This is a genomic window from Flavobacterium sp. LMO6, from assembly GCF_009495795.1.
Lineage (GTDB): Bacteria > Bacteroidota > Bacteroidia > Flavobacteriales > Flavobacteriaceae > Flavobacterium.
In genome coordinates this window covers 1-566 of record NZ_WIBH01000063.1, presented here as the reverse complement: position 1 = coordinate 566, position 566 = coordinate 1, and the positions used below count along the sequence as shown (strand labels likewise).

At 42.9% G+C, this 566-nt stretch carries 1 pseudogene; it reads left to right on the top strand.

Going from position 1 to position 566, the window contains the following annotated elements:
- A pseudogene (locus tag GFJ99_RS13520) lies at positions 1-566 on the top strand (hypothetical protein); the annotation flags it as partial.

Below are 566 nucleotides of genomic sequence, written 5' to 3'. Positions count from 1 at the left end.
GTTACAGGTTCATGGTCAGGAAACGTTGCAACCATTAGTGGTACACCAACTGTTTCAGGAACGTTCAACTATACTGTAACTACAACAGGAGGATGTCCACCAGCAACAGCTACCGGAACCATTACTGTTACACCATTAAATACAATTGCCTCAGGAACAAACCAAACGGTTTGTATCAATAGTGCAATAACAAATATTACTTTAGCCACTACAGGTGCAACTGGAGCAACATTTGCTGGATTACCAGCAGGTGTTACAGGTTCATGGGTAGGTAATGTGGCTACTATTAGTGGTACACCAACAGCATCAGGAACATTTAATTACACAGTAACTACTACAGGTGGTTGTCCACCAGCGACAACAACCGGAACAATTACAGTTACACCATTAAATACAATTGCTGCAGGTACGAATCAAACGATTTGTATCAATAGTGCTATCACGAATATTGCCTTAGCAACAACAGGAGCTACAGGCGCAACATTTGCTGGATTGCCAGCAGGTGTTACCGGTTCATGGGCAGGTAATGTGGCTACCATTAGTGGTACACCAACTGTTTCAGGAAC